The sequence below is a fragment of the Gemmatimonadota bacterium genome (assembly GCA_021295815.1).
Taxonomy (GTDB): domain Bacteria; phylum Gemmatimonadota; class Gemmatimonadetes; order Longimicrobiales; family Gaopeijiaceae; genus JAGWBQ01.
Window position 1 is genome coordinate 54,803 of record JAGWBQ010000025.1, and the last position, 2,574, is coordinate 57,376.

Genomic DNA, 2,574 nt, shown 5'->3' on the forward strand with positions numbered 1-2,574 from the left:
CCCAGCACGATCGAACCATCGGGAACCAGGCGTTGGCGACCCTCGATCGTCCGGCAATGTCCAGACGGCGGCAAACGGTATCGGCTCGAGCTGGCGTACCGGCCATCGGGCCCGAATCGAGTGATCCCCGACCGCGAGGAAAGCACAAGGACCGAGTCCCCGGGAGTGCGGGCGAGTCGCTGCAACGACCCCACGAATTCGCCTGGACCTCCGCCCTCGCCCCCGACGTCGAAGAGGTGGGTCCCCTCCGGATCGTAGTACTTCAGCTCCGAAGTGCTTTCGTTCGCGACGACGATGCGGCCATCGCCCAGACGTGTCGCTCCGGTGACCCAGTGGAGAAGGTAGCCCTCCCGTTCGTCGGCCCCCCCGATGATGACGGTGGGCTCGTCGGAGAGGGTCCAGCTGGCTCTCGCGTCCTGCGGGCCGGGAGCCGTGTCGCCGCCGCATGCTGTGCCGGCAAGCAGGGTCGCGAGCATGGCCGGCGCCACTACTGCGTGCCGGTGGACGCCGGCGGCGAGGAGCAGGAGCACACGCACGCCGTGTCTGTTGCGATTCATCTTCATGCGGCATGCCTCTCATCGACGGGATTGAAGTCCGAAGGGTCGCCCCCGGGGCCGTACTCCGCGCCGAACGACACGAGCACCTCCCGTCCGTCGACGATGTGGAGCGGCTGGGCAGGTTGCGACACGGGGGGCCTCCCTATCCGGTGGTCAGTTTCTCCGACCCTACTAAGAGCGGTGGATGCTTCGGAGTTTCAATCGCGAAGCTCCGGTTTCGGTCCAAGGAACCTGTCGAGGGACGAGAAGCGGTTTTCGCAACTTGCTCACCGTGGGGTCCCTTTGCCTCCGCTGAAACCCGCATGCGTCGACACCTGTAACCGTCACTGTCCAACCCACGACTCTCCGCCGGGGTCCATACATGCCCATCATCGAGACCCGCGATCTCAGCAAGCGCTACGGCACGCGCCCCGACAAGTCCGTCCTGGCGGTCGACCAGGTGTCGTTCGTCGTCGAAGAGGGTCAGGTGTTCGGCTTCCTGGGTCCGAACGGCAGCGGAAAGACCACCACCATCGGGATGCTGGTGGGCATCATCAATCCAACCGGCGGCAGCTTCCGGCTCTTCGGCGCCTCCGATGCGAAGGGGCTGCTGGCGGCTCGCACACGCGTCGGCGCCACCCTCGAGACGCCCAACTTCTATCCGTACATGCGCGGTCGCGACAATCTCCGCGTCGCCGCCGCGATCAAGGGAGTGGGACGTTCGCGCATTAGGGAATGCCTGGAGCTGGTCGGTCTGGCCGACCGCGCCAGGCATCGCTTCAGCACCTATTCGCTCGGCATGAAGCAGCGTCTGGCCCTCGCGGCCACGATGCTCGGCGACCCGGAGCTGATCATCCTGGACGAGCCCGCCAACGGTCTGGACCCCCAGGGCATGCGTGAAATCCGCGAGATCATTCGCATTCTGGCCGGCCGCGGCAAGACGATCTTCCTTTCGAGCCACCTGCTGTCGGAGGTCGAACGCACCTGCACCCATGTCGCCATCGTGCGCAAGGGGAGGATCATGGTGCAGGGTACGGTGGACGAAGTGGTGAGCGAGGGCACGTCGGCGCTGCTGCGTGCCGAGGACGAAGATGCGCTGATGGCCGCGCTTGCGGACTGCCCGGAGGTGACTTCGGTGCGCCGCACGGATGACGGGATCATCGTCGGCCTGAGCGGCGGCGACCTGGCGGGTGTGAACGGCTACCTGGCGGGACAGGGGATTCATCTGTCGTACCTGGCACCGCACCGTCAGAGCCTGGAAGACGTGTTCATCGATCTCACCGGGGGCGACTTCGAGTCGATGACGGAGATCGCGTCGTGAAGATCCTGGGCGTGCTCCTGCGGATCGAGACGCTCAAGACGGTCAAGCGTCGGACGTTCTGGGTGACGGTGGGTCTCTTCGCCGCGTTCAATGTGATTATGGCGGTAGACAACGTGAACCGCGCGCACAGGTTCCCGAGTTACTCCTACGCCCTGCCGGACAGTTGGCCGAACATTCTGGCCGGGTTGGCTTCACCGACAGGTTTTTTCATCGCCGTGCTGATTATGCGCGCGGGCGAGACGGCAAGGAGCCTCACCGAGTATTTCCCGGCGAACGTCTCGGAAGCTCTCGGAGACGATCTGGCACACTACCCGGAGATGCTCGCTTCGGTCAACGCCGACCGAGCCGGGCGGGGACTCGCGCCCCGCGAGTTTCTCGACGTCGAGGTTATGGTCATGGCGGTACTGGCCTACAGCACCATATTCCTCCTGATTTCATTCCTCAGCATGCGCAAGCGCGACCTCTAGAATCCGCGGATATACCCGCGTTTATGCGGTGCGAGGCTTCAGGACTGCTCCAATCCCAGCAACCGCACCCGCTGCATCCGGTACTGCGGGAATCCGTCCCGGTTGTAGACGGCCAAGCCAACCAGGGACGAGCGGGAGGGGTCGCTGCAGAGGCTGGCGAAGAAGCGTGGGCCGAACTCGCCACCATAGCTCGTGCTTCCCCTGGGGTTGGTGTAGAGAACGAGGTATCCCGCCGCGGCATAGAGCTGGA

Annotated in this window: 4 protein-coding genes; 2 read left to right on the forward strand and 2 right to left on the reverse strand. The window is 64.8% G+C overall.

Going from position 1 to position 2,574, the window contains the following annotated elements:
- Positions 1 to 557: hypothetical protein (locus J4G12_09785; protein MCE2456084.1), on the reverse strand; the 557-nt coding region annotated here is incomplete at its 3' end.
- Positions 558 to 918: 361 nt separating this feature from the next.
- Here J4G12_09785 and J4G12_09790 point away from each other — a divergent pair.
- Both J4G12_09790 and J4G12_09795 read left to right on the forward strand, forming a co-directional pair.
- Positions 919 to 1,857 (forward strand): ABC transporter ATP-binding protein, encoded by a 939-nt coding sequence (locus tag J4G12_09790; GenBank protein ID MCE2456085.1) that lies wholly within the window; start codon positions 919 to 921, stop codon positions 1,855 to 1,857.
- On the forward strand, positions 1,854 to 2,324 hold the full coding sequence (locus J4G12_09795; protein ID MCE2456086.1) for a hypothetical protein: 471 nt from the start codon (positions 1,854 to 1,856) through the stop codon (positions 2,322 to 2,324). Before J4G12_09790 ends, J4G12_09795 begins: the two co-directional genes overlap by 4 nt.
- Before the next feature lie 38 nt (positions 2,325 to 2,362).
- On the opposite strand, the gene J4G12_09800 is transcribed toward J4G12_09795, so the two are convergent.
- On the reverse strand, positions 2,363 to 2,574 hold a 212-nt coding region (locus J4G12_09800; protein ID MCE2456087.1), incomplete at its 5' end, for a hypothetical protein.

Excerpts from the sequence above, each read along its gene's own strand:
- J4G12_09790 (MCE2456085.1), top strand. The coding sequence starts at position 919 with ATGCCCATCATCGAGACCCGCGATCTCAGCAAGCGCTACGGCACGCGC.